Here is a 26,350-nt window from a genome sequence, read left to right as displayed (position 1 = left end):
GGGAAAAACCATGCAGGACCCGCCTTCCGTGCTCGCCCGTGAGCTCGGGCGACTTGTCCACGACCGGCGCATCAAGCTCGGGCTGTCCCAGGCCGAGCTGGCCGGGCGGTGCGGGATGAAGCAGCCGCAGATCTCCCGCTTCGAAGGCGGCGGGACCGTGCCCACGCTCACCCTCCTGCGCCGCCTGGCTCACGCTCTCGGCGCCGACGATCCAGCGGTTCAGCGACGCGGTCGCCGCCCACGCCGACTTGCGGCCAGGCAGCATGTGGCTGACCGACTGGCGTGACGTCCTGTCCAACGCCCTTGAGGTGACCGCCCGTTCGGCGCGCCCGCTCCTGGTGATCGACGAGGTGCCGTATCTGCTCCAGCACTCGCCCGAAATCCCGGGTCTGCTGCAGCAGCTCTACGACGAACGCCAGCGCGGCGCACGGCCCGGTGCCGGGCCCGGTCCGCGGCTGATCCTGTGCGGCTCCGCGATGAGCGTCATGCACGAACTGCTCTCGGGGACCAAGCCGTTGCGCGGACGGGCCACGGTCGATTTGCGGCTGGGCCCCTTCGACTACCGCGACAGCAAGACCTTCTGGCAGATCGCCGACCCGCTGACCGCGCTGAAGGTGCACGCGGTCCTGGGCGGCGCCCCCGGCTACCGGCCGGTGGCCGCCCGGCCGCATCCGGACGACGGTTTCGATGCCTGGCTCAGCCGGACGCTGCTCGATCCGGGCAGGGCGGTGTACTCGCGTACCGAGACCGAGTACCTGCTGCGCGAGGACCCGAGGATCACGCAGCACACGCTGTACTACGACATCCTCACCGCGATCGCGAACGGCGCCAGCACGCCCAGCAAGATCGGCGCCGCTCTGGAGCGCCCCGCAATGTCGTCGCCCACCCCCTCGGAGTCCTGGAATCCACGGGATACATCCGGCGGGAGCAGGACATCTTCCGCTCCACGCACCCCGTCATCACGCTCGCCGACCCGGTCATCCGCTTCAACCAGCTCATCACCCTCCCGCAGGCCGCCGCCGTGGAGCAGGGTTTCGCCGAGCAGGTGTGGCAGCAGGCTGCTCCGACCTTCAACTCCAAAATCCTCGGACCGCACTTCGAGGACCTGGCCCGCGACTTCACCCGCCGCTACGCCCACACCCTGCTGCCCGACGGCCTGCCCGGCCCCGTCGGCACCACCGAGGTCGCCGACCCGGCAGCCCGCACCAAGCACGAGGTCGATGTCATCGCCCTGGCAGCAGGCGAGCGCCCGCAGGCCCCCCCGCGCGAAGATCGCGCTGCTGGGCGAGGCCAAGGCGACCGCCTCCCGCCGGGGAGCCGGTGAACTGGAACGCCTCGAACGTATCCGTACCCTGCTCACGGACCAGGGGTACGACACCGCCGGCACCACTCTCGCCCTGTACTCCCTGCACGGCTTCTACCCCGACCTGGCCGACCTTGCCGACCGCCGTGACGACCTTCTCCTGGTCGATCTGCACGCTCTCTACGGCAGCTGACACCAAGAGCGCGTCTGCGCACTGTCCGGGGCGCTCCTCGAGCAGGCCCACTGCGTCAGCGGCGCGGCCCGCGCCACGCGGTGGTATGTGCGGTACGGGAGGAGCCCGCCGCTCGCGTCGTCCTGGAACCCACCCTGATCCTGCCGCCGGAACGCTGAGCTTGATTCTGTCGGGGATCTTGGAGTTGCCGAGGCCTGATGCCTAGGGTTCGCCAGGACTTCGGCCGGGGTAGTTCGTGCTGGTCGAGGTAGTTCTGGAGGGCGGTAGGTGGGCGGGGTGGTGTTTCCTTGTTCGGTGTCGGTCCGCTGAGGCGCTCGATGTTCACGGCGATGGCCGTCAGGACGTGCCGGACGTGAGCTTTTAGTCATGAGCCGAGCCACCCGTACGCCCGCATGGTTACCACCGCACAGCGTGACGAACTCAAGCAGACCACGCCCACCCCCGTAGCCGGCTGACGAACGCCGACCGCCACAAAGGAACGCCGCTCATGACCACACTTACCGACACCCCGGCGGGACCGCTCATCCCCATGCCGGACAGGAACCCCGCCGCTCTGCGCGTCGCCGTAGCCCGCCTCAGCCCCGAAGCCCTGCTCAAGTTCGATGCTCACTGGGCTGAAGCCATGAACCAAGCTCGCGACGAGTTCAGTCTTCTGCCCGGCCGCCACTTCGTCGATCACTGGTGGGCATGGGTTGCCGTCCAGCGGTGGCCCGAACGAGCCGCCCGCTTCAGAGAATGCGAACACATCGTCGCCACCAGCGACGACAAGGTCACCCGCCGCACCGCCTCCGCCGAACTCGGCCGCATCCTCGCCGACTCGGAGGCCAACGCCACATGAGCGACTGGACCTGGGAGTACACCCTGGACGCTGGTGCTTTCTTCTCCGTCTGCAGCTCGGAACGGTCATGTCACCGGTGGGACTGAACCGGAGCGGTCGCTTTGACGACCGTCTCGACCAGTCCGGTTTCGAGCCGCAGCACATGTCCGGACACCGAGGCGAGTATGTCCTCGGACAGCAGCGGGTGTGCGAGGAGTTCCGCGACATCCTGGCGCACGGTTACGGCCGGGTCGGTCACCGCCTTGTCCGCGAGAGCGCCTTCGTCCAGACCGGTGTGGTGGGCGAAGGCCTGGCGGAAGGCGGGCTCGGACAGCTTCCCGGTCCCGCACTGTGTGATGGATGACGGCACTCTGGCGGGGGTCAGGTTTTCTGGTGCCACGGCAAACCTGACCGGGCCGCCGTGGACGTCAGCCCGCGGACTGCTCGGGAAACGCTCTGAACCAGCTGCGTCTGACGGTGTGGGGCGGCACACCGTAGACATCGGCCATGGCTGCCACAACGCTTTCCCAGACGGTCGTCTCCAGCCAGGCCGATACGGGCCGGCCGGATTCGAGAGCCTGCAGCTTCCACGCGGTGGCCCGGGCAGGCCCCTTGGGCAGCGAGGGCGCCAGCAGACGGACGGCTTCTGCACGGTTGAGGCCGGCGAAGCGCCGCAGATCCGCCAACGACTCTTCACCCGACGGGATCCCGGCCAGAATCTGGGGCGAGGTGTGCAGTACGTGCGCCATCCTGCGCAGATGGCGGGGAGAGGGCGAATTGCAGCCCTGCTCGTAGCCGGCGATCTGCCGGGCGGACACACCCACCTCGGCAGCGAGCTGAGTCTGTGTCAGTCCGGCCTCCCGCCGCAGCAAAGACAGCGAACCGGACGCGAAGGGCTCGATCCGTCGGGGCATGGGCTCATCATAGACTTCAGCAGTCTATGATGACCCCATGCCCCGACGGGCGGCACTGAGCCCCTGGCCGGGGACGGACAAGCGGCCCAGGAAGACCAGCGGCCGGCTGTGCGCCATCACTTCAAGGACAGTGCGAAAGATGCCGCGGCTCCTTTCTGCGAGATCCTCCTGAGCCAGGGCTTCGGCGTAGTCGCATGGCGTCCGGTTCGTGATCATCCGAGGCCGAGGAGTGCGAGGGGGCGGCGAGGGTCGCGGGCGTTGTGGCGGAGGCCGGCCGCGATGTTCTTCACTCCGGCCATGCGGAGGGCTCCGATGGCGAGGTTGCGCCATGTGGCCATCGCGCGGGGCGCGTTGCCGGTCCGCAGCTGGGAGGCGTCCTCGGCGAAGGTGGTGTCGCGGACATGGTGCAGGGCCTCGATTTTCCAGTGGTCGCGGACAAGTTCTGCGAGCTGGGCCGCGGTGGTCTGCTCGGCGGTCAGGCTGGTGACGGCGTAGACCGTCTTGGCGGTGGTCTTGCCGGTCTTGCGGTCGGTGCGTCGGCGCTTGATCTGGACAGCCTGGCGGGCTCCGGGGAAGAGGAGGCTGTTCACGGTGGCGGCCTTGATCCGGCGGATCGCCGAGCGGCCGTGGCCGATGCCCCGGGTGCGTCCCTGCAGCGGGATGTCCTTCCAGGGAAGGGACTTGTCTGGTGCACCGCGAGGATTCTTCGGCTGCTCGGCTGCTCGGCTGCTTGGTGATCGTGGATGGGGGCCGGTGCCGAAGGGAGTCGAGGTTGTCGATGATCGGGTCGGCGGCTGCCTTCGGGACAGCGAAAAGCGGGGCGAACTGTCGCAGGGAGGGGGACAATTCCACGGTCATTGCATGGTCGAGATCTGTCCGGGTTCGTCGGGTGAGACCGAGGGCTCGTAGGGGCCGGTGGTCGTCGCGGGCTGGTGTGGCGGAGGGCGGCGGCGATGTCGGTCTGGCCGTTCTGGCGGAAGACGCCGAGGGCGAGGTTGCGCAGGGAGGCAGGGCGCGGGGCAGGCTGCCGGTGCGGATCTTGGAGTCGTCCTCGCGGAACGTGCGGTCGCGTACGTGGTGCAGGAGGTTCTCGATGCCCCAGTGGCCTCTGATCCAGGTGGCGAGTTCGGTGCAGGTGGCGTCGGAGACGCTCAGGCTGGTGTCCCGTCTGCGGCAGGACGAGAGATCCGCCCGCCGTTCGGCCCTCCTGCGGTCACAGACTTCTCCCTTGCTCAAGGATGCTCAGGACTTCACCGAGAAAGACAGGGAAGGCCTGTTCCAAACCCGGTACCCGGGCAGGTCACACTTCATCGGGCCCGGCTTGTGCCCGCGAGGTAACAGCGTCAGGTGGCTGCGAGGAGGATGGCGGTGTAGTGCGCCGTGAAGGCGGCGATGGTCAGGGTGTGGAAGACCTCGTGGAAGCCGAACCAGGCAGGTGAGGGGTCCGGGCGTTTGAGTCCGTAGACGACGGCGCCTGCGGTGTAGAGCAGACCGCCGGCGATGACGAGGGCAACGACCGCGGCGCCGCCGGCGTGTGCGAAGTCGGGCAGGTTGAAGACGGCCACCCAGCCCAGCGCGATGTAGCACGGCGTGTACAGCCAGCGGGGAGCCCCGATCCACAGGATGCGGAAGGCGATCCCGGCCAGCGCGCCCGCCCACACCACCGTCAGCAGCACCCGCTGCTGGCTTTCGGGCAGCAGCAGTACCGCCAGCGGGGTGTAGGTGCCGGCGATGATCAGGAAAATGTTCGCGTGGTCCAGCCGCCGCAGAACTGCCTCCCCGCGCGGACCCCACGTTCCGCGGTGGTAGACCGCGCTGGTACCGAACAGCAGGCAGGCCGACACCGCGTACACCGTGCAGGCCGCCACTGCGGCCGCCGAGCGCGAAACAGCGATCAGGGCGATGCCCCCGGCCAGCGCCAGGGGGAACACGCCGGCGTGCAGCCAGCCGCGCATCCGCGGCTTCAGCGCAGCTGCCGCCCGCTCCACCCCGGCGGCTGCCTGCCCGGCAGCCGACCGGCCGACCGCGTCTGCACGGGAATCAGTCGAGGGGATGCGCGGGCTGCCGGGGCGGGGCTCCAACTCCCCTCCCCGCACCGGCGACTGGGCATCTTCGGCGATCATGTGCTCGATTTCTTGGATTCGGCGGAAGAGGGCGGGTCAGACGCCGGCCGGGTGCGGGGATGCGGCGCGGCGGTGTTCTGCGTTGAGGCGCTGGGCTTCCTCGAGCTGGTCCTCAAGGACGATGATGCGGCAGGCGGCCTCGATGGGGGTCCCCTGGTCGACGAGTTCCCGGGCGCGGGCGGCAATGCGCAGCTGGTAGCGGGAGTAGCGGCGGTGTCCGCCCGCGGAGCGCAGCGGGGTGATGAGGCGGTGGTCGCCGATAGCGCGAAGGAAGCCCTGCGTGGTGCCGAGCAGTTCGGCGGCCCGGCCCATGGTGTAGGCGGGGAAGTCATCGTCGTCGAGACGGCCGAAGGAATCGTCTGCTGTCATCTGACCTCTCTGTGGCACACGTGGAGGGCCCTGGCGCCGTGCGGCGCCAGGGCCCGAAGGAACTGCTTCACCATCTGCCGGCCCTGTTACTGCGCCAGCCTTCTGTGTCCGCACACCCGACCGAACTGCTGCCGGGGATGCTGGGATCGCGGTTGCTCGACCGGAGACCACCTCACTATCGATGTCCTGCGGTACCCGGACTCGACAAGCCGCCCGGGCGATCCTGATGGCGCCCAATTCCTCCGTTCATTCCCTCAATGCTGGTACTGCTCTACTGCGTACTGCTGGTGATGCGACCTGCTCGGTGGCCTGTTCCAGCGCCACTCTTCGGCAGCCAGCCCCGTCGCCCGTCCTGCATCTGCTCTGGCTTAGAACCCCACTGCCGAACCTCCCGGTGCGCGCGTCCGCAGCCAACGCCTTCACCGAGGTACCGCTCACTGACTTCACTGCTGGGTACTGCGCACTTCACTTGCGGGTACTGCCACTGCGGTACTGCTCACGGCGGCCCCTGATCACTGCGGGCCACCCGGTCCGGTCGTCAGTCCCGTCACCGTTTTGCAACCCTGGCTCCGGAACTCCACCACCGCACCGTCCTGCGCACTGCAACTGCACTACTACTGCCTGACAGTTCGTGTCTGCCAGGCCCTGCTGTCTCTCTGGGCTACGGGAGCAACCATAACCACACCACCGTCCAATGTCTACTCTGGTAAACACAGGTTTTCTGCGTGTGCGCCGGGGAGGTAATCGGTCTCGTGCAGCGGACAGGGCACCCGGTGGAGTCGGCCCAGGCCGAAGAAACGGAAGGGGCCAGCCGGAGACCGGTCGGCGCACGCGTGAGGCGTCGCGGTCTCGTTGAACCACGCACCCCCGGCCGGGCCCCAGGGGATGTCATGGCTGCCGCATTTTGGGGCCCGTGTGCCGTCCGGGGCAGCCCTCATGGCAAGACGACGGGGCAACGGGGTGCGCTGCTGCTACCAGGGGCGGGTACTGGTGACCTGTCCACCGGGACCGTCGGACAGGGCAATGCGAGCCGTGCTGCGCGAGGACTGCCCGATCAGAGGCCACTGGGGCATCGAGAACAGTGGCGGTACATCGGGGCTGGTGTTCGGCTCCCCGGTTGATGCTCATAGGGTCCGTCGGCCGGCCGTTCGGCTGTACATGCAGGCCATCTGCTCGTCTTTCGGCCCGGATCGGCGAGGGGAACTCGCCTGGGTACGCGGACGCTCGCGGCGATGTACGGAGCTGGGGTGACGTCGTTGCAGTGAGCCCGTGCACGGTGGACGGTGCGGTGGGTTCAGGAGGGACCGGTTCTGGGCGTGCTGTGGGTTGCGGCATCGCGTCGTCGGAGGTGACGCCCGGCGCGGGACTTGCGGTGAGCGCGTCGCTGACCGACTGGACGCGGCTGAGCTGGGTCAGGATGACCGGTGCGGAGATCCCGACCACGATGGCCGCATACGCCCCGCTGATCTGCCCCGTGGAACAGCACGGCCGCGCCGGCACCCATGCCGCTGTGGACCACCGCGGCAACGGGATCGCCGACCGGGTCGAAGTACTGCTGGAACTGCGGCGGCTCACCCACCTGGCCGGGCGGTAATCGCCGATGGGCACGGCGGTCTGACTGCCAGTCAAGAAACCGGGTGTAGACGTCCAGGAGCCCGCGCAACACGCCGCCTGCCGCCCCCAGCAAGATCAGCGTCGGCACCGTCACTATGTCCCCCAGCAGCACATGTGTGGGGCTTCGCCCCTCTCCCTGCGGCATCGAGCGTAGAGCCAACCGCACCTGACCAGAAGGGGACTGAAGACCTCGCACCGTGCCTTCCCAGGCTGCCCAGCACGGGTAACTGTTTCTGCAGAGGGCTTCGAGTACCGGACCGAGGCCTCCAGCGGACCCGGCGGCCAGATCCTCAGCAAGACCGTCAACTCCCCCTGGTACTACCAGACTACCAATCGCGTGCGGCTGTGGGGCATCACCACCGCCAACCTGACCGGCACCGCCTCGACCCGAACCTGGACCTCGCTGGACGGCGGCGTGGGCAGCAAGTGGCGCATGACCCGCACCGGCAACCCGGAGACGTGACGGTCGAGAAAGTCTGACCGGCAGGGCAGTGGAACTCCCTTCTGTACCCGTCTTTACAGGGGAACAAGGGAGGGCGCATTGAACGCCGACGAAAAACGCCAGTTCCGCGAGTTCGTGGCGGCGCGGTCGAGATCGCTGCTGCACACGGCCTACCTGTTAACCGGGGACTGGGAGCAGGGCCGGGACCTGCTCCAGACCGCGCTTGCCTCCACCGCTCGGCGTTGGCCGAAGCTGCTGCGCGACCGGGAACAGCCGGAGATCTATGTCCGCCGGGCTCTCTACCACGCTCAGGTGGATCGCTTCCGGCTCCTGAGGTGGGGGCGGGAAACGGTTACGGACACCGTGCCGGACCAGCCGTCCGGGCAGGTCGCCGACTGGGCCGGCACCGTGGTCCAGCGGCAGGACATCATGGCCGCGCTGCGGCGGCTGCCCAAGCGCCAGCGTGCGGTGATCGTCCTGCGCTACTTCGAGGACCGGCCGGACAATGAGATCGCTGCGATTTTGGGCGTCGCTCAGGGCACGGTCCGCAGCCAGACTCACAAGGCCCTCGCTTCCCTCCGCACCACCCTGGCCGAGGCAGGGCCGTCGGCCGCCTCCTCCACCGCCGCCGGAAGGGGCACCATCGCATGAACGACTCGACCGAACACCCGCTGCACGATGCCTTGCACGCCCATGTCCGGGAGAGCGGCAGTGACGCCGCCGGTGCCCATCTGGTCGGCCTGGCCGACGGCGCGTTGCGGGTCGCCCGGCGGCGGCAGTGGCTGGCCCGCGCCGGCGTCGGCGTCGGCGCAGCCGCCGTGGTCGCCACCGCCTGGGTGGCCGTCGCGGACGGCGCGACCCCCCGCGCGCACGTGGTCCAGCCGGCCACAGGGGGCGGCACCGGGAAGGCGGTCCCGGTCTCCCTCCTGCCGGTCACCTCGTCCGTGGAGCGCGCCTGCACCCAGGGCAGCGACGGCTACACCGTGCACGCGACCGCGGCCCATCCCGCGTTCTGCGTCCACACCGACCGGGCCAAGGGCATGACCGACGTCCGCGTCACCTCCGCGAAGGCCGGGAAAAGCACCATCGACGGCACCTGGCAGGTCGAAGTGACCCTCAGCCCCGCCGACCGGACCCGTTTTGCCGCCCTCACCGGCTCCCTCGCGGCGGCCCCGGCCCCGCGCAACGAATTCGCCATCGTCATCGACGGCAAGCTCTGGGGCAACCCCTACGTGGCCTCCTCGCTCACCGGCGGCCGTTTCGAAATCGTCGGGGCCTACAGCGGGGATCTCAGCAGCGCCACCGCCCACGATCTCGCCCACCGGCTGAATCCCAGGTAAGTGGTCGGCTCCCGCTACGGCGTTGGCACCGCGAAAAGGCCCCCGCCCGCGGGAAATCCGCAGGCGGGGCGCCTTGATCAGTGAGCTTCTTCGAGTTGGTCATCGTTCAGGCGATGGCCTGTAAAGCGCAAACGAGCGAGGCCCCCGGGCTGTTGATCGAGATGTCCGACGTCTCAACCACACTGCTCGGGAGCCTCGTTGGTCGTCCATCCTGCCGCACTCGACCTGCCGCATGCGCTCGTAGCGATTCCGGACCGGAGGGTGACGCGGCCCCATAGGCTGAGCCCCCGTCCGCACTGTCTGGGGGAGTAGTGACCAGTAGGTTCACTGAGTTGGTTGTCGACTGCCATGATCCGGAGCGGCTCGCGGCCTTCTGGTGCGCTGTCCTGGGTTTCAAGGTGATCGACCGGAGCGAGGGCAAGGTCGAGATCGGCTCCTGGGAGCCGACCGTCGAGGAGGTCCGGGCCTGCCAGATGCCGCCCACGCTGGTGTTCATCCGGGTGCCCGAGGGCAAGACTGTGAAGAACCGGCTCCACCTCGACGTCAGCCCGATCGATGGCAGTACCGACGACGAGGTGGCCAGGCTGCTCGGCCTCGGCGCAGCCAAGGTGGACGTGGGCCAGGGCACCGGCCGGAGCTGGGTGGTCATGGCCGATCCCGAGGGCAACGAGTTCGATGTCGTGCGCACCCTGGCACCGTCCAGCTCATGATCGGCCCCAAGGGTGGGTGGCCGTAGGCGATCAGTGACCGCAGGAAGGGCTGTCCGCTTCGGTCGTTGTGCCAGATGGCGGTGGTCAGTGTGAGGATGCGCTGCGTGACGCGGGCGACGACGCCGACGGGTGTGCGGCCGTGGTGCTATTCGAGGTTGAGCCGGCGCTTGAAGGTCTCGTTGACCGACTCGATGACCTGCCGCAGTGGTGTGAACAGATCGGCTCCGGGCCGCTCCGGTTCGCCTTTGCGCGCCTGTTCACTTGGAAGAACCGCCATGACCGGTACGGCGAAGCCGGGCTGGGAGCTACCTGAGCGCGGCGCACCGCGCACCGGCCCGGACTTCGCCAGCCGTTGTCCGATGGAGTGAGCGGCTGTGACGGCAGAGCGCCGGCATGTGCCCCGGGCTGGCCGGCGCGGGAGTCACTCCCCGTAGTAGAGGCGGGGCAAGCCGATCAGCTGGATCGTGGGGTCGTTCTGCGCGAGACGGCTGAGTTCATCGGTGAAGCCGGTGCCGCTGAAGCAGTACAGCCGTGTTGCCTCGGTGGCGGTGCCGCTCTCGGCCAGGAGGGAACGGATGTACCGGAGACGTTCCAGATGGCCGGCTCCCATCGTGTCGCTCCACTTCGCCTCCCCGATGGCGAGCAGTGTCTGGCGCCCCTCGTGGGATTCGCCGTGGACGGCGACGTCGACTTCGTGCGTGGTTTTGGCGGCGGGGTCGTTGACAGTGCCGCTGGCGACGCGCGTGCTGTTCCCGCCAAGCGTGTCGGGCGCCGCATGCCAGCGCGCCCATTCCCGGCAGATCTGCTCGAAGTGGGGGCCGACGACCTTGCTGCGGAAGGTGGACTGCGTGCGGCTCCATACGGAGGCCGCCCGTCCGGGGCGTTCCAGGTCCCCCCAGGACGGGCGCATGACCGCGTGGTAGAAGGCGACGAGCGGCTCGGCGATGCGGTAGGCGGAGCGGTTGCGCCGGAAGGCGTCCGCTTCGTGGGTGATCATGCCGGCGTCCTGGAGAACGGTCAGCGGGTGGGCGAGGTCGGTGGACTTGCGGCCCAGGTAGTCGGCGATGCCGCCGCGCGCGGTGTTGCCGGAGGCGATGGCTGCCAGTACCGCGTGGTACAGGGCGATGTCATGGAGTTCTGGTTCTTCGGCGAGGAGGTAGCGGGCTTCCCGGAAGAGCGGGCGCGCCGGGTTGAGGACGGCCCGGATGATCCAGGCGTCGAAATCGTCCGGTCCTGCAGGGGTGTCACCCTGGGTGAATTCACGGCGGTAAGCGGGTGTGCCCCCGACGACGGCATGGGTCAGCAGCGCGGTGCGTGGATCGCTGATCTGCCAGAATTCGGCCGCGAGACGGAAGTCCAGGGTGGGCACCACGAGTTCGAGCCCGGCGCGGCCGCGCAGCGGGGCGTCGCCGGAGAGCAGTCTGCCCATGAAGGACAGCGCCGAGCCGCACAGCAGCAGACGAACGGGAGTGTTGGTGTGCTGGGCGCCGGGGTCCAGGGCGCGCTGGACGATGGAGGGCAGCGCGGGGGATGCCTTGGCGAGGAACGGGAACTCATCGATGACTGCCACGGTGGGCTCGCCTGCGGTGGCGATGCGCATGAGTTCTATGACGGCCTCGTCCCAGTGCGCGAAGCGGAACGGGGTGGCCTGGCCGCGGTAGCGGGCCAGCGCCTCCCCGAACTGGCGCAGGGCGTCGGTCTCTGTGGTCTCGGTGGCAGTGAACATGAAACCGCCGCTGGCGCGGGTGATCGCGTCGAGCAGGAAGGTCTTGCCCTGGCGGCGGCGGCCGGAGACCACACCCAGCGTGGCCTGCGGGCCGGGCAGGCCGGCGAACCGGGTCAGCTCGGCCCATTCGAAGTCGCGGTCGAACATCTCGGCGGGCTTGTCCACAACACACCCCAGTGACTTATAGGTCCAGTTATTATATCTGGGGTTATTCAAATCTGCGACTCGTGGGCCGCACCGTGAACTGTGGTGGGGCTTTCAACTGTTGCGTAATTCATCAGTGAATCTCAGCTTTTCTGTTCTGTTATTTTGATCGTGTGAAGCTTTCCGAGTGGGCGTCGCGCAATGGCGTGCACTACCAGACCGCGTGGACGTGGGCGAAGGAGGGCCGTATGCCGGTCCCCGTGCGCCAGACGCCGTCCGGTACATGGCTGGTCGACGAGCCCGCTTCGGAGGCGTCCGGCCGGGTGGTGGTGTACTGCCGGGTCTCGTCGGCGGACCGGAAGCCGGATCTTGAGCGTCAGGTGGCTCGCGTGGTGCAGGCGGCCACGGGTGGGGGCCTGCCGGTTGCGGAGGTCGTGACCGAGGTTGGTTCGGGGCTGGACGGCAGGCGCCGCAAACTGCACCGCGTGCTGTCCGACCCGCAGGCGACGGTGATCGTGGTCGAGCATCGTGACCGGCTGGCCCGGTTCGGCGTGGAGCATCTGGAGGCAGTCCTCTCTGCGTCCGGGCGGCGCCTGGTTGTCCTCGATCCCACCGAGGCCGCCGATGACCTGGTGCGCGACATCACCGAGGTATTGACCTCGATGTGCGCCCGCCTGTACGGGCGGCAGGCGGCGAAGAACCGGGCAGAGCGCGCGGTGGCCGTGGCGACCGGCGAGGCTGCCGGGTGAAGAAGTTCCAGCCGCAGCCCGGTTTTGTGGTGCAGGCGTTCCGGTTCGCGCTGGACCCGAACGCCGCCCAGGAGGCCGCGCTGCGTTCGCACTGCGGCGCCGCCCGTGCCGCCTACAACTGGGCGGTCGCCTGGGTGACCGCGTCGTGGTGGCAGCGCAAGGCCGAAGCGTCGTACGGCATCGCCGAGGAGCAGCTGACGCGGTGGCGGCCGTGGTCGCTGCCCGCGCTGCGGAAGGCGTTCAACGAGGCCAAGCACACCGACCCCAGGTTCGCCGCCTGGTGGGAGGACAACTCCAAGGAGGCGTACTCCACTGGCCTGGCGAACGCCGCCGCCGCGTTCGACAACTACACGAAGTCCAAGCAGGGCAAGCGGCGTGGCCGGAAGACGGGCGCGCCGCGTTTCAAGTCGAAGCGGAAGGCGCGTCTGTCCTGCCGGTTCACCACCGGCACGATCCGCGTCGACACCGACGGCCGGCATGTCACGCTGCCCCGGCTCGGCACACTGCGCAGCCACGAGCCGACCGTGAAGTTCCTCCACCGCATCCAGGCCGGGACCGCGCGGATCCTGTCCGCGACGGTGCGGCACGAACGCGGACGCTGGTTCGTCTCCTTCCAGGCCGAGGTCAAGCGCGACCTCGAACACGTGGCGCGGCCGGACGTGGCGGTCGGGATCGACCTCGGGGTGAAGACCCTCGCGGTCATGGCCGACAGCACCGGCGAGATCAGGCAGATCCCCAACCCGGGCCACTACGACGCCGCGCGCAAGCGGCTGCGCCGCGCCTCCCGAACCGTGTCCCGCCGCCAGGGCCCCGACCGGCGCACCGGGCAGAAGCCATCGAAGCGGTGGGAGAAGGCCAACGCCCAGCGGAACAAGGTCCACCACCGGGTGGCGAACCTCCGCGAAGACGCCCTGCACAAGCTCACCACCGCCGTGGCCGCCGAATACGGCACCGTCGTGGTCGAAGACCTCAACGTCGCCGGCATGCTCCGCAACCGGCGCCTGGCCCGCAGGATCGCCGACGCCGGATTCGGGGAGATCCGCCGCCAGCTCGACTACAAGACCCGCCGGCGCCACGCCACCCGCCTTGTGGTCGCCGACCGCTGGTACCCGTCCACGAAGACCTGTTCCGGGTGCGGCACAGTGAAAGCCAAACTGCCACTGCACGTCCGGACCTACCACTGCGACGCCTGCCACCTGGTCATCGACCGGGACGACAACGCCGCACTCAACCTCGCCGCCCTCGCAGCAGCCGCAGCCGCAGCCGCAGCAACTGGTACCGGAGTGGCCGGAGACCAGGACACCACCGAGGTGGTGTCGAAGCCTCGTGGAGCCGACCACAAGACCCGCGCCACCCGCCCCCGCCGCACGGCGGAAGCGGGGCGGGCAGGTGGCGCAACCCTGCCACAGCAGCGGCAGACAGAAACGAGAGACCGTCCTCAAACCGAAGCCCTCACGCTCCGGTGACGAGACGGACCTTCCGGGCCGCAATGCCCGGAATGCTGAGACCTGACTACGGCCTCGGCAACGGATTCCGCTGCGGGTCCGGTTCGGTTCTCCTGCGGCGCGAGCGAGGAGAGCGCTTCCCGCAGGTTGCCGGCGGTCACGAGGTGACCGTGTGCCGGTTCGACCGGGAGCACCGTCGCTGCATCCATCAGGGGGGCGTCGCGCCGGTCCTGGCGCCACCCCCGTCAGCTCTGTGCCGTGGGGCGGACGACGATGTCGCCGACGTCGACGTTCGGGGGCTGCTCGATCGCGAAGGCGACGGCGCGGGCGATGTCGTCGGGGGAGAGGGAGAGCGAGGAGTCGACCGCCGGAGCCTGTGCCTTGACGGTGGGGCTGGTGACCGAGTCGCCGAACTCCGTCGCGACGTAACCGGGCGAGACCATGGTGACCCGCAGGCCGGGCCCGGCTTCCTGGCGCAGCCCCTCGGAGACGGTGCGGACCGCGTTCTTCGTCGCCGCGTAGACGGCCTGGTTGGGCACGATGCGCAGCCCGGCGGTCGAGACGACGTGGACGAACTGCCCCCTGCCCTGCCGGCGGAACACGGGCAGCGCTGCCGCGATCCCGTGCAGCACGCCGCGGAAGTTGACGTCGATCATCCGGTCCCAGTCCTCGACGCGCAGCTCGTCGAACGGCGAGATGGGGCCGATCCCGGCGTTGCTGACGAGGACGTCGAGCGCGCCGTAGCGCTCGCAGGCGTACGCCACCAGGTCCGCGAGGTCGTCGCGGCGGCGCACGTCCGTCGTCGTCCAGGCGGCCGTGCCGCTGGCGGCCTCGATGCGGGCGACGAGCGTTTTTAGCCGCTCGCTGCGGCGGCCTGCGAGGACGAGCTTCGCGCCGCGGGATGCGAGAAGCAGCGCGCTCGCCTCGCCGATCCCGCTGCCCGCGCCCGTGATGGCCACCACCTTGCCGTCGATCCCTGTCATGCGCGGCCTCCAGTGCTAGAAGTAAGAGGGCTATCACTTCTAAAGTAAGTGGCCTCTCACTTATGGTCAAGGAAGGCGGACTGAGTGACTGACGCAGCAGTGGGGGCGGGAAGCGAGCGCCCTGCCCGCGGGCAGCTCCGCGCGGCGCTGATCGCCGAGAGCTTCGTGCTGCTCTCCGAGACGGGCCTGGCCGGCTTCTCCGTCGCCGAACTCGCCCGCAGGCTCGGCGTGAGCACGGCCGCCCCCTACCGCCACTTCCCCAGCCGCGACGCGCTGCTCGCCGTCGTCGCGGCCCAGTCCGCCGATGAGCTCACCCGGTCCATGGAGGCCGCCGCGCAGGCGGCCGGCCCCGACCCGGTCGACCGGCTCGCGGCCACCGCGGGGGCATACGTGCGCCACGTGTCCGACCGCGGCGCCGGCCTCGACGTGATCTTCGCCCGGGAGCTGAGGCCGCTGCATGACGCCGGCGTGGCCCGGGCCGGCCGGGACCTGATGGCGCTGCTCCTCGACCTCGCCCGGCAGGCGGGCCACGCCGACCCCTCCCGGGCACTGCTCCTGCTGGAACAGCTCTTCGTCCTGGCCCACGGCTACGTCACCCTGGACACGGAGGGCTTCCTGACCCGCTCCCGTCTGTCCCCCGAGGATGTCGCCACGCGCGCCACTCGCGCGGCGACGGCGCTGCTGCGCGGCAACGCAACGTGAACACCAGGCTCAAGCCCGGGTGACCGCCATGCCGGTCCCCACCAACGCCTGACGTCATAGTCGACACGTCACCAATGTGTTCGCAGGGGTGACGCGCGAGGGCGGGGCCGTCAGCGGGCTTTTCCGGCTCGGCGGGCCGGAGGCCCCCGTGTCAGCGGGGCGTGTCGCCGATCTTCCCGATGACCGTCTCGGAGATCTCGGCCAGCATGGTGACCTGGCCGGGGGTGAGGTGGTCGAGCAGCAGGCGCCGGACGTCCTCGGCGTGGCGGGGTGCGGCGGCTTCGATCGCCGCACGGCCGGCAGGGGTGACCATCACGTACGCCCCGCGCCCGTCCTCCGCGCACTCGTCGCGTGCGAGGAGGCCGCGTTTGACCATGCGTGCGAGCTGGTGGGACACCCTGCTCTTCTCCCACCCCAGGACCCTGGTGAGTTCGAGGATGCGCAGCCGGGCGCCGGGGACCCGCGTCAGCTCCGCCAGCACCGGGTAGTCGGCCCCGGACAGCCCGAACTCGCTCTGCATGACCCGGCCGGCCTCGCCCGCCACCAGGTCGTGCATCCGCAGCATGCCGCGCCACGCCCGTTCCTCGACGGGGGTGAGCCAGCGGGGCTCCATGTCCATGCGTGCATGCTACGAGAAGGGTGACGTCTCCACCGTTCCCCTCGCCCCCATGCCCGCCTTGCGGTTCCCCCCGTCCTCCCGCGACTGTCCGCCCGGGAGGACGGGGGCCGAGGACGGGGGAGTCGGGGACGGGGAGTTGGGGACGGGTGAGTCAGCGGGCCAGCGGCGCCAGTGCTCGCCATGCGGCGAGCGGGAGCCCGGGGCCGTTGCCGATGGCGTGGATCGCGACGTGGGTGGCTCCCGCGTCGAGGTGGGCACGGATGCGCGCGTCGATGGCGTCGAGGCTGCCCCATGCGACGACGGCGTCGATCAGGCGGTCGCTCCCGCCGTGGGCGAGGTCGTCCGCGGTGAAGCCCTGCCGCTGCAGGCTGCCGGCGTAGTGGCCCATGCCGATGAACGGCGCCAAAAACCCGCGGGCGGTGGCACGTGCGCGGTCGGGATCGTCGTCCACGACGACGGCCTGGTAGGGGGCGAGCAACGGGGCGGGGCCGAGCAGTTCGCGCGCGCCGGCGGTGAACTCCGGCGTGACGAGGAAGGGGTGCGTGCCGGCGCTGCGCCGGCCGGCCAGCTCGGTGAGCCTGGGGCCCATGGCGGCGACGACGCGCTCGCCGGCGGGAACAGGGACGGGTGCCTCGTCGAGCTGGTCGAGGTAGGCGTTGAGCGCGGTCAGCGGACGGTAGGTCCCGTCGGCCTGCCGTGCGGCGGCGGCGTCGCTCACCCCGAGGCCGAGCAGGAGCCGGTGGCCGTACTCCTTGCTCAGCCGGGCGTGTCCGGCGGCCATGTCGGCCGCACCGTGGCGCCAGATGCTGAGGACGCCGGTGGCCACCGCAATCTGGTCGGTGGCCCGCAGCAGGCGTTCGGAGTCCCCGAGGATGTCGCCGCCGCCGAGGCCGGGGATCCAGAGGGCTCCCCAGCCAGGCCGCGGCCGAGCTCGGCCGCGGCCTCGTGGATCTCCACGGGGTCGGGGTGCAGGCGAAGTTCCGGGCTCCAGATGCCTCTTGTCCCGATGTTCATGATCGTCTTCCTCGGTAGTGGTCCGGCCCGAATCTGCGGCGGGGCGGGGCGGGGAGGCGGTGCCTGCCGGCCCGCGGGCGGATCGGCAGGCGGGCGCGGGCGTCAGATCTGGTTCGTGCCGCCGTCGACGTGGATCTCGGTGCCGGTGATGAAGCTCGACTCGCCGGTGGCGAGGAAGAGTGCGAGGCTCGCGACCTCCTCGGGCTGTCCCATGCGGCCGAGCGGCACGCCCGCGGCGAGCGAGTCCCGGAGCTGGGCGGCCTGCTCCTCGTCGGGGGCGAGGCCGTTCAGGCCGGGGGTCGTGATCGGTCCGGGCGTGATCGTGTTGACGCGGATGCCGCGGCCGCGCAGCTCGTTCGCCCAGGTCCGGGCGAAGGAGCGGATCGCGGCCTTGGAGGCGCCGTAGACACCGAACGCCTCGGTGCCGACGGAGGCGGCGGTGGACCCGGTGAGGATCACCGACGCGCCGTCGACCAGGAGCGGAAGGGCCTTCTGCACGGTGAAGAGCGTCCCCTTGACGTTGGTGTCGAAGGTGGCCTGGACGTGCTCCTCGGTGATCTCTTCCAGCCTGGCGAACGTGCCGCCGCCGGCGTTGGCGAACAGGACGTCGATGTGGTGCCCGGCGTCGGCGACGGTGGCGTAGAGGCGGTCGAGGTCCGCGAGGTCGCCGCTGTCGGCCTGGACGGCCGTCACGTTCCCGCCGATCCGCGCGACCGCCTGGTCGAGGGCGTCCTTGCGGCGGCCGGTGATGTAGACGTGGGCGCCCTCCCGGCTGAAGCGCTCTGCCGTGGCCAGCCCGATACCGCTGGTGCCACCGGTGATCACGACCGTCTTGCCGTCCAGCTGTCCCATGGTGTGCTCCTCGTCTGCGAGTGGTCCGCACGACCACCCATCCGTTTAATCTTCAACTACCGTAGATCCGGGTGGATGACGTGTCAACTAAATGGTTCCTGGTTTTCTTCCCTTCCGGGCCTGCCTGCGGGGGCCAGTGCGCCGGGCAGTACGACGACGGAGCCGGCCGCGCACGCTGGCGACAGTTCTTCAACGCCCACCAGATAGATCCGAACGGCGCCTGACTGGGGCGTCACCTAATTACGTGACCGTCGACGCCTGACTCCATCCCGGGCACGGGCGGCCCGCACCGGGACGTGTGTCATCAACTCCCTGTTCTGCCAGGTCATCGCGACTATCTGTGTCGCTGATCATCTGTGTCATCAGCCTTCGGGGGTACCGCTCGTCAAGCCTTCGGAGGCACCGCAGAACACGTCCTCGTCCGGGTGTGGTTGCGTCATGCACCTCCAGTTGCTGTACGCACTGCTGTACGGTCGGAGCATGTCGAAATCAGTGACGATCCGGGTCCCCGAAGACCTCCACAGCCAACTTCAGGAGCGTGCCGAGACCGAGGGCACCACGGTCACCGCGCTCATCACCGAGGCCGCGCGCAACGCGGTCCGCGACCCCCGCCTCGACGGCGCCGCGCACGTCTTCCGCCAGTTCGTCGCCGACAACGCGGACGCGTTCGACGCGGCGTTCCCCGACGATGCCCCCTCCCGCCTGGATGCTGCCGAGGCCCCCGGGCGGGCAGCCTGAGGTGGAGCTCCACATCGACATCCGCTGGCTGCTGGAGCGCCAGGCGGACGTGCTGCCCAAGCAGCCCTCGGTCCACGACTTCTCCGACCTCGTGGCGGCCGTCGCCCGACACCGCGTCAACACTCCGCAAGTCGGCGTGACCGTCGACAGCGCGTGGCGCGCGGCGGCCTTGATGCACGCCGTCATCCGGCTGCGCCCCCTCCCGGCCCGCAACGCGCTGTACGGCGCCGCGATCGTCACGGGGTACATGGATGCTGCGGGTGAAGCCGTAGACCCGCCGTATGGTGCGTTGATCGACCTTGCCCGCGACATCGACGCCGGTCGCGCCGATGGCTACGACGTGGCTGACCGCATTCGATCCTGGCGGATCTGATCTCACCGGTTGTACACGGTGCCCCTGGCTTCTTTAGTCCGAGGCACCGCTCAGTGCAGCGCAGTTGCAGTGAGCCCGTTGCCCCGTGTTGTTCAGCTGCTGGTGGGTGGCAGGAGGCGGGTGCCACCAGAGAGTGTTAACACTCCGACTTGGCGGGGCAGCGCAGGTCAACGGCACCGGCGCACGGGCTACCAGTCGGGCGACCTGCGAGGGCCGCCGCCCCCGGGTGCCGGTGGATAGCCGGATCAGCAGGCGGCCTTGAGCCGGGTGACTCGTCGAAACCAATCTTTTGCGCTAGAAGAATGCAAAGCAGTTGAACGACGCGATCTTGCCGTCGCGGATCTGGAACACGTCGCAGCAGGACGCCTGGATGGCCTTGCCGGTGGGTGCGATCACGCCGAACGGCGTGTGCAGGGGGCCGGTGTGCGTTCCCTTCAGGGGCGGTTCCACGGTGACGACGTCGCCCTGGACGTGGACGTCGTACGGCTCCCGGTGCATGTCCGGGAAGGCCTCGGCGTAGTTCTCGACGGGCTGGGCGACGTCCTGTCCGCGGTGGGTGACGCCGACAGACTGGTCCGTGAACGTGCCGTTCCCGGTGAAACGGGCGGCCCGCCCGGGATGTCCTGGACCTCCACCACCTGGTAGGCGGCACGGGTGAACTGCTCGTTGTCCGACATGAGACCTCGCCTCCTCGGGCGGCGCGAGCGCCCGTCGTAGCAGTACCGGTGCGGCGGGCGCTGTCCTCACCTCGGGCACCCTAAAAACCAACTAGGTGACACGTCAACTTTATTGGCCCGGGGCCGGCCCGAGAACCGACTCCAGTGGTGCGACGCAGCGGCCGCACCCACCGGCAACGCGGCCGCCCTCACGCCACACCGTCTACCGGCTGCGCCCCGGCGTCACCATCGACCCCTTCGCCACCAACAACATCACCCTGGCGGACTTCCAGACAACCTCGGGCCCCGGAGGAGCGGAGGAGGGGCCATCGATGTCCCTGACGGCGGCCATGGAGCACTTCGCTGCCGCCGAGGAAGCCGCCGCCGAGCCGACGACGGCCCGCATGCCCCATCCGGCACCGCGCCCGGCTCCTGCGGGCACCCGCTCACCCATGACCGCCGACAAGAACGCCCGGCAGCAGCACCTCGGGCAGATGCTCACCCACCTTCAGCAGAACGCGTACCCCCTCGTCTGGCGAGGCGAGTACCTCCTCCCGGCCGGGAAGACGACGACCACCGCTCTGTGGTGGATCGCCCTGCCCGGACAGGTCGAGCAGTGGTACGACACTCGCGAGGCGGAGCGCCTGGTCAGCGGCATCTGTCTGGCGGCAGGAATCAGCTGGGAACCGGTCGCGGCGCCCGGCGGGGCCACCCAGCTCGCCGAAGCCCTCGCCCGGATGGAGCAGCGGCGGCACGCTTGAGAAATCAGCCCGAGGGCCCCTTCCCGCCCGTACGGGGGCCGCGTACGCCAAGATGGAAGTGGCCCGAGACACCGATTCATCCTTCGAACATCCCGGGGCCACGAGTAGAAGGACACCCTGATGGACCTCGATATCACCGCTGACCAGCACGATCTGCTGACCCTGTGCGCGCTGCGCACCGGCGATGCCACCCTCGACTGGAGCCTGCTCGCCCGCGGCGCCCAGAGCCCCGAGGGCCTCGCCGCGCTCATGGACGGACAGCTGCACGAGGACTCGCGTGCCGCGACGAAGAACCGCCCCCTGCTGCAGCAAGCCCTGGCCGCCGGCCTGGACGACGCCCGGGCGCGAGTCGACGAGGAACTCGCCGCCGCCAGCAAGGCCGGCGCGCGCCTGGTCACGGTCCTGGACAAGGACTACCCGGCGAACCTGAGGATGATCGGCAACCTGCCGCCGTTCCTCTTCTACCGCGGCGAGCTCGATCAGCGCGACGCCCGCTCCATCGCCATCGTCGGCACCCGCCAGGCCTCCGAGGACGGGCTACGCCGGGCCGCCCGGATGGCCCGCGAGCTCGTCGAGCACGACGTCGTGATCGCCAGCGGTCTGGCCAAGGGCATCGACGCGGCAGCCCACCAGGCCACGCTCAGCGCAAACGGCCGGACCTTCGCTGTCATGGGCACCGGCATCGCCGCCGCGATCTACCCGGCCGAGAACCGGCCGCTCGCCAAGGCGATCCTCGCCGCCGGCGGAGCGCTGCTGAGCCAGTTCTGGCCAACGAGCCCCCCGGCGAAGTACACCTTCCCGCGCCGCAATGTCGTCACCTCCGGTACCACCCTGGGCAGCGTCGTCATCGAGGCTTCCAGCACGTCGGGCGCCAAGATGCAGGCCCGCCTGGCCGCCGAGCACGGCAAGCTCGTCTTCCTGATCCGCTCCCTCGCCGACACCCAGCCCTGGGCGAAGAAGATGCTGGCCGAGGACCGGGCAATCCTGGTCACCACCTCCAGCGACATCACCGGCCGCCTCGGCCAGGCCGCGGACATCCAAGCCGCCGGCCAGCAGCGCCAGCAACTCGCCCTGGCCGGCCTGTGACGGCAGGCCTCCCGGATCCGGCAGGCTTCCCGGGCTGCCCGGTATGCGCCTACCGCATCACCGGCACCGCCCGCCTGTGCTCCGACTGCGCCGGCCGCACCCTCCAGCCGGTCGCCGAGCCCCACTGCCCGGTCTGCTCCCAGTCCGTCGCACCCGGCAGGCAGTGCAGCAACCGGGTGTGTGCGCTATCGGAAGCCGAGCGGGGGTTCTCCCGCGTCGACGCAGTGGCCATGTACTCCGGAGCCCTGCGCGACAAGATCCACACGCTGAAATACGAGGGGAGAGCCGGCTGGGCGATGATCTTCGGCCGGCTCCTCGTCGGCTGGATGGAGAGCCACCCCGAGGAGATGCGGGGCGTCGACCACGTGGTCGGAAACCCCACACACACCGGCCGCCAGCCCATCCGGCACATCGAGGCGATCATGGATGCCGCCTACACGGAGGACGTGACCCGGGCCTTCCCGCTCAGCCCGCCGGGCGCGCACCGGCTGGTGAAACACGCCGAGACGCCACGGTCCGCGAACCGCACCCTGGACGAGAAACGCGCGGCCGCCACCGCGCATGCCGCCGCCCTGACCTGGACCGGAGACACCGGCGACATTAAGGGAGCCACCATCCTGCTCGTCGACGACGTCTTCACCAGCGGCTCGCAGCTCCAGCACGTCGCGCTCCGGCTCCGGGCGACCGGCGCCGCCGACGTCCGGGGGCTGGTTCTCGCCCGAGTCCCCTGGAGCGGATGAGCCCCCCGACGCGCCGTGTCGACCTCACGCGGCCTGCCCAGGGCGGTGATCAAGCGGCGGTAGAGGCGCTTCTGGGAGATCTGGGAGGAGCAGTCCGGCGTCACGGGCCAGGGCCGGTGACGCCGTGGTGTCACCACAGGTTTTAGTGCCGGCTCTCCTCGGCGGGCAGGCTCCGCCAGGGGCGGCACATCAGCAGGAGGGAGGTGACGGCGGCCAGGGCGCTGCCGGTCTGGACGGCGGCCATGGGCACGGCCGTTCCCTTGCCTGCGATGCCGACCAGGAGGGTGGCGACGGCGCCCATGGCGAAGCAGGAGGTGCCCACCAGGGCGGAGGCGGAGCCCGCGGCGTGCGGGGTGCGCATCAGGGCGAGCGCGTTGGTGTTGGGCAGCACCAGCCCCAGCGCGGAGATCATGACGAACAGGCAGCAGGCCACCGGCACGGTGCCCGCGTCCCCGAAGGCACCCTGCGCGACCAGCAGCAGCACGGTCCCGGCCACCGCGATGACACTCAGCCCGACACCGAGCGCCCGGTCCAGGCGCACCCGGCCGACCAGCAGTTTGCCGTTGATCCGGCCGACGATCATCATCCCGAGCGAGTTGAGGCCGTACAGCAGGGAGAAGGTCTGCGGGGAGGCGCCGTAGATGCCCTGGATGACGAACGGCGAGGCGGCGATGTAGGAGAACAGGGCGCCGTAGGCGAAGCCGTTGACCATCACATAGCCGGCGAAGATCCGGTCGGCGAGCAGGCCGCGCATGATGAACAGGGCGCCCAGCACGCCGCCGCCGCGCCGCCGCTCGGGAGGCAGGGTCTCGGGCAGCCGGCGCCACACCAGCGCGGTCAGCGCGACGCCGATCACGGCCAGCACGAGGAAGACGCCCCGCCAGGCGGTGAAGCGCAGCACCTGCCCGCCCAGGATCGGCGCGACGACCGGGGCCAGGCTGGAGACCAGCAGCAGGGTGGAGAAGAAGCGGGCCATCTCCAGACCGTCGTAGAGGTCGCGGACGACGGCGCGGGCGATGACGATGCCCGCCGCCCCGGCCAGGCCCTGCAGCAGCCGACAGCCGATCAGCAACCCCGCGTCGGGCGCGATGGCGCAGCTCACGGAGGCCAGGACGTAGACGAGCAGGCCCACCAGCAGCGGTGTGCGCCGGCCCCAGCGGTCGCTCATCGGGCCGACGACAAGCTGGCCCAGCGCCATGCCGGTCAGGCAGGCGGTCAGCGTGAGCTGGCCGCTGGTGGCGGAGGCGTGCAGCGTGCGGGTGACGTCGGGCAGGGCCGGCAGATACATGTCCATCGACAGCGGCGGCACCGCGGACAGCGCGCCGAGCATGAAAGTGATCAGCGCTCCGGTCCGGCGCAGCCCCTTCAGCCGGCCGTCGCCGGCCCGCGCCGGTGGTGCGGTCGACCGTTTGGTCCTGACGGTGGCTTCCTCGGCGCGAGACATTCGCCCTCCGTGTCCGGTCGTGTGGGTCTGGGCCGATGGTGGCAGCAGGCCGCTACAGAACCGGTCGGGCGGCGGTGGCGTGATCCGCACGCCAACTCGGCCGCCCCCGAACCCAGTTGACGTGACCTACGTCACTTCCGAGGAGTCTTGGCGTGCGGGCGGCGCCCGTGTCACTATTTCGGCACACCTCCCCTGCCCGAAAACGCTTCAGGCGGCGGAGAGTTGGCAGGGAGTCCGGGACCGAGCGTCCCGACTCCCTTTTTTCATGCGCCCGTTGAGCCACCCGTCAGCTGCGCCGTCCGCCTGTAGCGCCGTCCGCTGTTGCGCCGCCCGTCGGCCGCATCATGTGCCGGCTGCGCGGCGGTGACCCCGCCTTGCACCCCGGTGACCCGGCGCCCGGTGACTTTGTGTCCCGGTGACTGCGACCTCTGCGGTCCGTCCGGGCGGGGCCGGTGCCGGTCAACTCCCCGCCGGCCGGCGGTTCTTCGTCAGGAGCCCTCATGGAGCACCTCGTGCGGCATGCCGTCACCACGATCCGCGAACGCTTCTGGGAACCGCTGAGCCTGGAGGAGCTGGCGCGTGACGCGATGCTCAGCAAGTACCACTTCCTGCGGGTGTTCACCCGGGTCACCGGGGTCACCCCGGGACGGTTCCTGTGCGCGGTACGGCTGCAGGAGGCCAAAGCCCTGCTGCTGGCCACCCAGTTGACCGTCGCGGACATCGGGGCGCGCGTCGGCTACAGCAGCACCGGCAGTTTCACCCGCCGCTTCACCGAGCTGGTGGGCCTGTCGCCCACCAGCTACCGCGCACTCTCCCTCACCTCCGCCGGACCCCGACAGGTCCCGCCCGCACCCGAGTTGGCACCGGCCCCACTCGCGCCGGTGACGACGCCGGCGCGGGTGGGGCCCACCGGCACCGGCACGGTGACGGGCCTGCTGCACACCACCGGCGACAGTGCGCGGGCGGTGCGGGTGGGCGTCTTCGCCAGCCCCCTGCTGCAGGGCGCCCCCGTCCGGCTCGTCCACGCGTCCGCGCCCGGCCCCTTCACGCTGGAGCACATCCCCGAAGGCGTCTGGTACGTCCACGCCGTCACCCGCCCCCGCCCGACTGCCCCGGCAGGCAGCGGAGTTGACGGGCCGTCACCGGCGCGGCTGACGGCGGCGACCGGCCCGGTACGCGTCAAGGACAACACCGCGCGCCGCCTGGAGATCACCCTGAGCGCGCCCGACTGGAGCAGGCCGCCGGTCCTCTCCGCCCTGATGGACCTCGCCCCGCACCCCGCGGCGGCGTGACCCCCCAGCCCTTCAGCCCCACGCGCCGTACCCGGCGCACACGCATGCACGCATGCACGTACGTGCACTTTTCCCCGGCAGACCTAGAGAAGGCGGACCCGACATGGCCAGGCTGTGCAAGCCCGCGGTGCAGGCGCCCGAGCACATCATCACGATGGAGGAGACGCTGGACTTCGCCCGGCGTGTGCACGAGGGGAAGGAGCAACTCCCGCTCGCGCTGCGCCTGATACGCAACACAGGCGTGCAGAAGCGCCACCTCGTCCAGCCCATCGAGCAGACCCTGCGCCACCCGGGTCTGACCGAACGCAACCGCATCTACGAGGTGGAGTCCAAGAAGCGCACCCCCCAGGTCGTCGAGGAGGCGCTGAAGAACGCCGACGTCGCCGCCCGGGACATCGACGCGATCATCTACGTGTCCTGCACCGGCTTCTTGATGCCGTCGCTGACGGCGTGGCTCATCAACACGATGGGACTGCGCCCCGACACCCGCCAGATCCCCATCGCCCAGCTCGGCTGCGCGGCCGGCGGCGCCGCCGTCAACCGCGCCCACGACTTCTGCGTCGCCCACCCCGGCAGCAACGTCCTGATCGTGTCGGCCGAGTTCTGCTCGCTGTGCTACCAGCCCGACATGGACGACATCGGCTCGCTGCTCTCTGACGGCCTGTTCGGGGACGCGGTCGCCGCCGCCGTGGTGCGCGGCACCGGCGGCACCGGCATCGAGCTGGAGCGCAACGCCTCCTACCTCATCCCGCACACCGAGGACTGGATCTCCTACGCGGTGCGCGAGACCGGCTTCCACTTCCAGCTGGACCGGCGGGTGCCGGGCACGATGGAGCCGCTGGCGCCGGTGCTGCGGGAGTTCGCCAAGGACCACAGCTGGGACGCGGGCAGCCTCGACTTCTACATCGTCCACGCCGGCGGCCCGCGCATCCTGGACGACCTCGCCAAGTTCCTTGAGGTCGACCGAAGCGTCTTCCGCCACAGCTGGGCCACGCTCAGCGAGTACGGCAACATCGCCAGCGCGGTGGTCCTGGAGGCGGCCCGCCGCCTGTTCGAGGAGGACACCCCGGCCCCCGACGCGACCGGCCTGATCGCGGGCTTCGGCCCCGGCATCACCGCCGAGATGGCCTTGGGCCGCTGGAACGACGGCGCCCGCGCCGACGTCGACTGACCCCTTCTCTTCTCTTCCGCCGCCGTCTCT

The 26,350-nt window shown here is 70.1% G+C and carries 28 protein-coding genes and 4 pseudogenes; 18 read left to right on the top strand and 14 right to left on the bottom strand.

Features of this window, described 5'->3' with window-relative positions:
- Positions 1–10: 10 nt before the first annotated feature.
- From ACIRB1_RS41755 to ACIRB1_RS41745, 3 genes and pseudogenes are all read left to right on the top strand, one after another.
- The gene (locus tag ACIRB1_RS41755) at positions 11–286 is read left to right on the top strand and encodes a helix-turn-helix domain-containing protein (RefSeq protein ID WP_403469243.1); all 276 of its coding nucleotides are present in this window, start codon (positions 11–13) and stop codon (positions 284–286) included.
- A pseudogene (locus ACIRB1_RS41750) lies at positions 204–1,496 on the top strand (ATP-binding protein); the annotation flags it as partial. The gene ACIRB1_RS41755 and the pseudogene ACIRB1_RS41750, both read left to right, overlap by 83 nt.
- A gap of 487 nt (positions 1,497–1,983) precedes the next feature.
- Entirely contained in the window at positions 1,984–2,334 is a 351-nt protein-coding gene (locus ACIRB1_RS41745) for a DUF6247 family protein (RefSeq protein WP_403469242.1), read from the top strand.
- 70 nt (positions 2,335–2,404) lie between these two features.
- On the opposite strand, the gene ACIRB1_RS41740 is transcribed toward ACIRB1_RS41745, so the two are convergent.
- The 6 genes and pseudogenes from ACIRB1_RS41740 to ACIRB1_RS41715 all read right to left on the bottom strand — a co-directional run bounded on the left by ACIRB1_RS41740 (position 2,405) and on the right by ACIRB1_RS41715 (position 5,719).
- Positions 2,405–2,683: a hypothetical protein gene (locus tag ACIRB1_RS41740; protein WP_403469241.1), complete on the bottom strand. Its 279-nt coding sequence runs from the start codon at positions 2,681–2,683 to the stop codon at positions 2,405–2,407.
- A gap of 58 nt (positions 2,684–2,741) precedes the next feature.
- Entirely contained in the window at positions 2,742–3,227 is a 486-nt protein-coding gene (locus ACIRB1_RS41735; RefSeq protein WP_403469240.1) for a helix-turn-helix domain-containing protein, read from the bottom strand.
- A 212-nt stretch (positions 3,228–3,439) separates the two neighbouring features.
- A complete protein-coding gene (locus tag ACIRB1_RS41730) occupies positions 3,440–3,817 on the bottom strand; it encodes a transposase (RefSeq protein ID WP_403469239.1) in 378 nt (125 codons plus the stop codon).
- 427 nt (positions 3,818–4,244) lie between these two features.
- Positions 4,245–4,349, bottom strand: a pseudogene (locus ACIRB1_RS41725) (ISAs1 family transposase); the annotation flags it as partial.
- A 221-nt stretch (positions 4,350–4,570) separates the two neighbouring features.
- A complete protein-coding gene (locus ACIRB1_RS41720; RefSeq protein WP_403469238.1) occupies positions 4,571–5,350 on the bottom strand; it encodes a hemolysin III family protein in 780 nt (259 codons plus the stop codon).
- A 36-nt stretch (positions 5,351–5,386) separates the two neighbouring features.
- Entirely contained in the window at positions 5,387–5,719 is a 333-nt protein-coding gene (locus tag ACIRB1_RS41715) for a MerR family transcriptional regulator (protein WP_403469237.1), read from the bottom strand.
- Positions 5,720–7,091: 1,372 nt separating this feature from the next.
- Between ACIRB1_RS41715 and ACIRB1_RS41710 the strand changes: the two genes are divergently transcribed.
- From ACIRB1_RS41710 to ACIRB1_RS41690, 5 genes are all read left to right on the top strand, one after another.
- Complete coding sequence (locus tag ACIRB1_RS41710) at positions 7,092–7,313, top strand: hypothetical protein (RefSeq protein WP_403469236.1); 222 nt, start codon at positions 7,092–7,094, stop codon at positions 7,311–7,313.
- A gap of 357 nt (positions 7,314–7,670) precedes the next feature.
- Positions 7,671–7,796, top strand: a complete 126-nt coding sequence (locus ACIRB1_RS41705) for a hypothetical protein (protein ID WP_403469235.1) — start codon at positions 7,671–7,673, stop codon at positions 7,794–7,796.
- Positions 7,797–7,874: 78 nt separating this feature from the next.
- Entirely contained in the window at positions 7,875–8,426 is a 552-nt protein-coding gene (locus ACIRB1_RS41700) for a SigE family RNA polymerase sigma factor (protein ID WP_403469234.1), read from the top strand.
- Complete coding sequence (locus ACIRB1_RS41695; protein WP_403469233.1) at positions 8,423–9,115, top strand: SecDF P1 head subdomain-containing protein; 693 nt, start codon at positions 8,423–8,425, stop codon at positions 9,113–9,115. The genes ACIRB1_RS41700 and ACIRB1_RS41695 overlap by 4 nt, the downstream gene beginning before the upstream one ends.
- 311 nt (positions 9,116–9,426) lie before the next feature.
- Complete coding sequence (locus ACIRB1_RS41690) at positions 9,427–9,825, top strand: VOC family protein (protein WP_403469232.1); 399 nt, start codon at positions 9,427–9,429, stop codon at positions 9,823–9,825.
- Positions 9,826–9,841: 16 nt separating this feature from the next.
- Here ACIRB1_RS41690 and ACIRB1_RS41685 read toward each other — a convergent pair.
- Both ACIRB1_RS41685 and ACIRB1_RS41680 read right to left on the bottom strand, forming a co-directional pair.
- A pseudogene (locus tag ACIRB1_RS41685) lies at positions 9,842–10,078 on the bottom strand (IS982 family transposase); the annotation flags it as partial.
- 168 nt (positions 10,079–10,246) lie between these two features.
- A complete protein-coding gene (locus ACIRB1_RS41680) occupies positions 10,247–11,698 on the bottom strand; it encodes an ATP-binding protein (protein ID WP_403469298.1) in 1,452 nt (483 codons plus the stop codon).
- 170 nt (positions 11,699–11,868) lie between these two features.
- Here ACIRB1_RS41680 and ACIRB1_RS41675 point away from each other — a divergent pair, with 170 nt between their 5' ends.
- Together ACIRB1_RS41675 and tnpB are read left to right on the top strand one after the other, a co-directional pair.
- Positions 11,869–12,444, top strand: coding sequence for an IS607 family transposase (locus ACIRB1_RS41675; RefSeq protein WP_403469231.1), 576 nt, complete (start codon positions 11,869–11,871; stop codon positions 12,442–12,444).
- A complete protein-coding gene (gene tnpB, locus ACIRB1_RS41670) occupies positions 12,441–13,910 on the top strand; it encodes an IS607 family element RNA-guided endonuclease TnpB (RefSeq protein WP_403469230.1) in 1,470 nt (489 codons plus the stop codon). The genes ACIRB1_RS41675 and tnpB overlap by 4 nt, the downstream gene beginning before the upstream one ends.
- A 224-nt stretch (positions 13,911–14,134) precedes the next feature.
- On the opposite strand, the gene ACIRB1_RS41665 is transcribed toward tnpB, so the two are convergent.
- On the bottom strand, positions 14,135–14,872 hold the full coding sequence (locus tag ACIRB1_RS41665) for an SDR family oxidoreductase (protein ID WP_403469229.1): 738 nt from the start codon (positions 14,870–14,872) through the stop codon (positions 14,135–14,137).
- 84 nt (positions 14,873–14,956) lie between these two features.
- Between ACIRB1_RS41665 and ACIRB1_RS41660 the strand changes: the two genes are divergently transcribed.
- On the top strand, positions 14,957–15,574 hold the full coding sequence (locus ACIRB1_RS41660; protein ID WP_403469228.1) for a TetR/AcrR family transcriptional regulator: 618 nt from the start codon (positions 14,957–14,959) through the stop codon (positions 15,572–15,574).
- Between the two features lie 151 nt (positions 15,575–15,725).
- Here the strand turns inward: ACIRB1_RS41660 and ACIRB1_RS41655 are convergent, their stop codons facing one another.
- The 3 genes and pseudogenes from ACIRB1_RS41655 to ACIRB1_RS41645 all read right to left on the bottom strand — a co-directional run bounded on the left by ACIRB1_RS41655 (position 15,726) and on the right by ACIRB1_RS41645 (position 18,059).
- Complete coding sequence (locus ACIRB1_RS41655; protein ID WP_403469297.1) at positions 15,726–16,187, bottom strand: MarR family winged helix-turn-helix transcriptional regulator; 462 nt, start codon at positions 16,185–16,187, stop codon at positions 15,726–15,728.
- A gap of 157 nt (positions 16,188–16,344) precedes the next feature.
- Positions 16,345–17,207, bottom strand: a pseudogene (locus tag ACIRB1_RS41650) (TIGR03620 family F420-dependent LLM class oxidoreductase).
- A gap of 102 nt (positions 17,208–17,309) precedes the next feature.
- The gene (locus tag ACIRB1_RS41645; RefSeq protein WP_403469227.1) at positions 17,310–18,059 is read right to left on the bottom strand and encodes an SDR family oxidoreductase; all 750 of its coding nucleotides are present in this window, start codon (positions 18,057–18,059) and stop codon (positions 17,310–17,312) included.
- A 480-nt stretch (positions 18,060–18,539) separates the two neighbouring features.
- On the opposite strand from ACIRB1_RS41645, the gene ACIRB1_RS41640 reads away from it, so the two are divergent.
- A complete protein-coding gene (locus ACIRB1_RS41640) occupies positions 18,540–18,797 on the top strand; it encodes a YlcI/YnfO family protein (protein WP_403469226.1) in 258 nt (85 codons plus the stop codon).
- A 1-nt stretch (position 18,798) separates the two neighbouring features.
- Positions 18,799–19,170 carry a toxin Doc gene (locus tag ACIRB1_RS41635; protein ID WP_403469225.1) on the top strand — a complete coding sequence of 124 codons (372 nt, stop codon included), beginning with the start codon at positions 18,799–18,801 and terminating at the stop codon, positions 19,168–19,170.
- Between the two features lie 294 nt (positions 19,171–19,464).
- Here ACIRB1_RS41635 and ACIRB1_RS41630 read toward each other — a convergent pair whose 3' ends face one another.
- Positions 19,465–19,917, bottom strand: coding sequence for an ester cyclase (locus ACIRB1_RS41630; protein WP_403469224.1), 453 nt, complete (start codon positions 19,915–19,917; stop codon positions 19,465–19,467).
- A gap of 241 nt (positions 19,918–20,158) precedes the next feature.
- On the opposite strand from ACIRB1_RS41630, the gene ACIRB1_RS41625 reads away from it, so the two are divergent.
- From ACIRB1_RS41625 to ACIRB1_RS41615, 3 genes are all read left to right on the top strand, one after another.
- The gene (locus ACIRB1_RS41625; protein WP_403469223.1) at positions 20,159–20,587 is read left to right on the top strand and encodes a hypothetical protein; all 429 of its coding nucleotides are present in this window, start codon (positions 20,159–20,161) and stop codon (positions 20,585–20,587) included.
- Positions 20,588–20,707: 120 nt separating this feature from the next.
- Entirely contained in the window at positions 20,708–21,673 is a 966-nt protein-coding gene (locus ACIRB1_RS41620; protein ID WP_403469222.1) for a DNA-processing protein DprA, read from the top strand.
- Between the two features lie 230 nt (positions 21,674–21,903).
- Positions 21,904–22,413, top strand: coding sequence for a ComF family protein (locus tag ACIRB1_RS41615; protein ID WP_352264243.1), 510 nt, complete (start codon positions 21,904–21,906; stop codon positions 22,411–22,413).
- A 142-nt stretch (positions 22,414–22,555) separates the two neighbouring features.
- Here the strand turns inward: ACIRB1_RS41615 and ACIRB1_RS41610 are convergent, their stop codons facing one another.
- On the bottom strand, positions 22,556–23,857 hold the full coding sequence (locus ACIRB1_RS41610; RefSeq protein ID WP_403469221.1) for a multidrug effflux MFS transporter: 1,302 nt from the start codon (positions 23,855–23,857) through the stop codon (positions 22,556–22,558).
- Positions 23,858–24,357: 500 nt separating this feature from the next.
- Here ACIRB1_RS41610 and ACIRB1_RS41605 point away from each other — a divergent pair, with 500 nt between their 5' ends.
- A complete protein-coding gene (locus ACIRB1_RS41605) occupies positions 24,358–25,149 on the top strand; it encodes a helix-turn-helix transcriptional regulator (RefSeq protein ID WP_403469220.1) in 792 nt (263 codons plus the stop codon).
- A 103-nt stretch (positions 25,150–25,252) separates the two neighbouring features.
- Positions 25,253–26,320 (top strand): type III polyketide synthase, encoded by a 1,068-nt coding sequence (locus ACIRB1_RS41600; RefSeq protein ID WP_403469219.1) that lies wholly within the window; start codon positions 25,253–25,255, stop codon positions 26,318–26,320.
- Positions 26,321–26,350: the final 30 nt, after the last annotated feature.

This window comes from Streptomyces sp. NPDC096013, from assembly GCF_044763565.1.
Taxonomy (GTDB): domain Bacteria; phylum Actinomycetota; class Actinomycetes; order Streptomycetales; family Streptomycetaceae; genus Streptomyces.
The sequence above is the reverse complement of the archived record's forward strand: the minus strand, read 5'-3'. Positions and strand labels throughout refer to the sequence as shown.